General features: G+C 72.3%; 2 protein-coding genes and 2 pseudogenes. 2 read left to right on the top strand and 2 right to left on the bottom strand.

What is annotated here, in order from left to right; genetic code table 11:
- Together AC2W7J_RS16670 and AC2W7J_RS16675 are read left to right on the top strand one after the other, a co-directional pair.
- A partial coding sequence (locus tag AC2W7J_RS16670) for a tetratricopeptide repeat protein (protein WP_485983778.1) occupies nucleotides 1-324 on the top strand: 324 nt, incomplete at its 5' end.
- Nucleotides 325-447: 123 nt separating this feature from the next.
- A complete protein-coding gene (locus tag AC2W7J_RS16675) occupies nucleotides 448-924 on the top strand; it encodes a C40 family peptidase (protein ID WP_485983779.1) in 477 nt (158 codons plus the stop codon).
- On the opposite strand, the pseudogene glgB reads toward AC2W7J_RS16675, so the two are convergent.
- Nucleotides 900-3,121: pseudogene (gene glgB / locus AC2W7J_RS16680) on the bottom strand (1,4-alpha-glucan branching protein GlgB). The gene AC2W7J_RS16675 and the pseudogene glgB sit on opposite strands and share 25 nt — an antisense overlap.
- A pseudogene (locus tag AC2W7J_RS16685) lies at nucleotides 3,118-3,619 on the bottom strand (1,4-alpha-glucan branching protein GlgB); the annotation flags it as partial. The pseudogenes glgB and AC2W7J_RS16685, both read right to left, overlap by 4 nt.

Below are 3,619 nucleotides of genomic sequence, written 5' to 3' on the forward strand. Positions count from 1 at the left end.
GACCCCAAGGACACCGAGGCCCAGCTCGGGCTCGCCCAGGTCGGCCTGATGCGCCGCACCCGGGGCGTCGACCTGCAGGCCGCCCGCGAGGCAGCTGCCGGAGACCCGCAGGACATCGACGCGGCCCTCGTCGTCGCCGACCTCGACGTCCTCGGCGGGCACGTCGAGGACGCCTTCACCCGGCTCATCGACCTCGTGCGGGTCACGGCCGACGAGGACCGCGAGCGGGTCAAGGCGCACCTGCTCGACCTCTTCTCCGTCGTGGGCTCGCAGGACGAGCGCGTGCGCAAGGGCCGCACGACGCTCATGAGCGCGCTCTTCTGATTTGCCGGGCGCGGGTGGCGTGGAGTTGGCAACGACGACACGCTGCCCGTGACCTCGACTTGACCGACCCGTGATCTGTCTGTGACCATCGGTGCGCCCCTGCGCCTATCCGGAAGCCACGCCATGCGTCACCTGCCCAAGATCACGACCGCCCTGGCCGCCCTCGCGGTCGCCGCCACCGGTGGTGTCGCTGCCGAGACCGTCGCCCCGACGCCGGCCGAGGCCGCCACGAAGGTCACCGCCTCGTCGGGCGACCGCACGGACGCCACGACGCTCGCGAAGTCGCGGGTCAGCAAGACCCCCTACCGCTACGGCGGCACCTCGCTGTGGACCGGCGCCGACTGCTCCGGCTTCGTCCAGACGGTCTTCGCCAAGCAGGGCGTGAAGCTCCCGCGCACCGTCTCCCAGCAGAAGGCGGCCGTCCGCCAGACCTCGAAGACCTGGCTGCGCCCCGGCGACCTCGTCTTCTACGGCAGCTACCACGTCGGCGTCTACGTTGGCAACGGCTACATCGTCGACGCGCCCTCCTCGGGCCGCATGGTCAGCAAGCGCAAGATGTGGTCCGGCTCCCGGACCTACGGCACGCTGCGCCCGGCCTGACCCGCCTCGGCGACCGGCGTGAGGTAGACCGCGCCGAGCGCCGCGACGTGCACCTCCGCCGACCACGGCTGGCCCTGCCAGGGCCACTCCTGTGCCGTGACGACGACGCCCGCCTGGCTCGGTGAGCCGGCTCCGTCGTAGCCGCAGGTGTCGAGCGCGACCTCCCAGCGACCCCCCTTCGGCAGACCGATGCGAAGGGGGGTCCGCGGCACCCCGCCGAAGTTGACGACCACGGCGACGACGTCGTCGTGGCGCTCGCCGTCGCCGAAGCGCAGGAAGGAGACGGTGTTGCCCTGCTCGTCGTCCGCGTCGAGCCACTGGAAGCCGGCCGGTTGCGCGTCGAGCGCCCACATCGCCGGGTGCGCCGTGGCGAAGGAGTTGAGGTCGGCGACGAGCTCGCCGAGGCGCCGGTGGTCGGCGTGGTCGAGCAGGTGCCAGTCGAGGGAGCGGCTCTCCGACCACTCGCTCGTCTGCCCGAACTCCGTGCCCATGAAGATCAGCTGCTTGCCCGGGAAGGCCCACTGGTAGGCGTAGAAGGCGCGCAGCGTCGCGAAGCGCTCGGCGTCGCCGCCGGGGATCTTGTAGGGCATCGAGCCCTTGCCGTGGACGACCTCGTCGTGGCTGATCGGCAGCAGGTAGTGCTCGGCGTAGGCGTACATCATCGCGAAGGTGAGCAGCCGGTGGTGGTGCTCGCGGTTGATCGGGTCCTCCGCGAGATAACGCAGGGCGTCGTTCATCCAGCCCATGTTCCACTTCAGCCCGAAGCCGAGGCCGCCCTCGCTCGTGCGCCGGGTGACGCCCGGCCAGGCGGTCGACTCCTCGGCGATGGTGACGATGCCGGGGGAGCGGCGGTAGGCGGTCGCGTTGATCTCCTGCAGGAGCGCGACGGCCTCGAGATTTTCGCGCCCGCCGTGGACATTGGGCACCCACTCGCCGGGCTGCCGGGAGTAGTCGAGGTAGAGCATCGAGGCGACCCCGTCGACGCGCAGCCCGTCGACGTGGAACTCCTCGAGCCAGTAGAGCGCGTTGGCGACGAGGAAGTTGCGCACCTCGGGGCGACCGAAGTCGAAGACATAGCTGCCCCAGTCGGGCTGCCAGCCGCGGCGCGGGTCGGGGTGCTCGTAGAGCGGCAGCCCGTCGAAGCGCACGAGGGCCCACTCGTCGGTCGCGAAGTGCCCCGGCACCCAGTCGAGCAGCACGCCGATGCCAGCGCTGTGCAGCTCGTCGACGAGGTGGCGGAAGTCGTCGGGGTGGCCGAAGCGCGAGTTGGGCGCGAAGTAGCTCGTCACGTGGTAGCCCCACGACGGCGGGTAGGGGTGGTCCATGACCGGCATGAGCTCGACGTGCGAGAAGCCGTGCTCGCGCACGTGGTCGACGAGCTCGGTCGCCAGCTCGCGATAGGTCAGCCCCTGGCGCCAGACCCGAGGTGCACCTCGTAGACGCTCATCCGGCCGGTGTGCGGATCGCGCTCGGCACGCCCGGCCAGCCAATCGGCGTCGCGCCACGCATAGGTGCTCTCGGTGACGACCGAGCCGGTCGCCGGGGCGGTCTCGGCGAGCCGGGCCATCGGGTCCGCCTTGTGCCGCAGCACGTCGTCGGCGCCGCGCACGGCGAACTTGTAGACGCTGCCGACCGCGGCGTCGGGGACGAAGAGCTCCCACACGCCGGACTCGCCGAGCAGGCGCATCGGGTGGGTGCGCTCGTCCCAGCCGTTGAAGTCGCCGATGACGTGGACGGCCTTGGCCCGTGGGGCCCACACGGCGAAGGCGACACCGTGCACCGGCCCCATCGGCCCGTCGTAGCGCTGCGGTCGGGCGCCGAGCACGGTCCACAGCTGCTCGTGGCGGCCCTCGCCGATGAGGTGCAGGTCGACGTCGCCGAGCGTCGGCACGAAGCGGTAGGGGTCGTCGCCGACGTGCTCGATGCCGTCCTCCCAGGTCGTGAGGACCCGGTAGTCCATCGTGCGGGTCGCCTCGGGGCGCAGGCCGGAGAAGATGCCCTCGCTCTCGTGCTGGAGATCGACGACGACGTCGTCCTCGAAGCGCACGCGCACCCGGGTGGCCAGCGGTCGACGCACCCGCACGCGCAGTCCGCCCTCCTCGAGGTGCTGGCCCAGGACGTCGTGCGGCTGGGCGCTGCGCCCGTGGGTCACGGCCCACAGGGCGCCGGGCAGGGCGGAGTCGGGGACGGGCGTCACGGGCGTGCCTCCTGCAGCAGTCGGTCGATCGCGGTCGTCGGCAGCTCGAGCCAGGTCGGGCGGGTGCGCGCCTCGTAGACGACCTCGTAGAGGGCCTTGTCGAGGACGAAGGCGGTGAGCAGCGCGCCGTGGGAGCGCGGGTCGGGGCCCACGTCGGCGTAGCCGTCGAGATAGGCGGTCTGTGCGGCCGTGCACCAGCGGCGGACGTCGCGGCCGGGCTCGGCCCGCTCGACGGTGCCGGCGACGTAGTCGAGCGAGCGCAGCACCCCGGCGACGTCGCGCAGGGTGCAGTCCGGTGCGTTGCGCTCGGCGAGGGGGCGCAGGGGCTCGCCCTCGAAGTCGATGAGCACCCAGCCGCGGTCGGGCGCGTCGAGCACCTGGCCGAGGTGGAGGTCGCCGTGGATGCGTTGCAGCGCAGGCCAGCTCGCCTCCTCGGCGGCGCCACACGGCCTCCAGGTCGCCGCCTTGGGCGGCCAGCCCGGGCACCTCGCTCGTCGC

The sequence above is a fragment of the Janibacter sp. CFPM2_SD2 genome, from assembly GCF_057364645.1.

What these genes read in the sequence shown, in the direction of transcription:
- AC2W7J_RS16675 (WP_485983779.1), top strand. Translation starts at nt 448, where the DNA reads ATGCGTCACCTGCCCAAGATCACGACCGCCCTGGCCGCCCTCGCGGTC.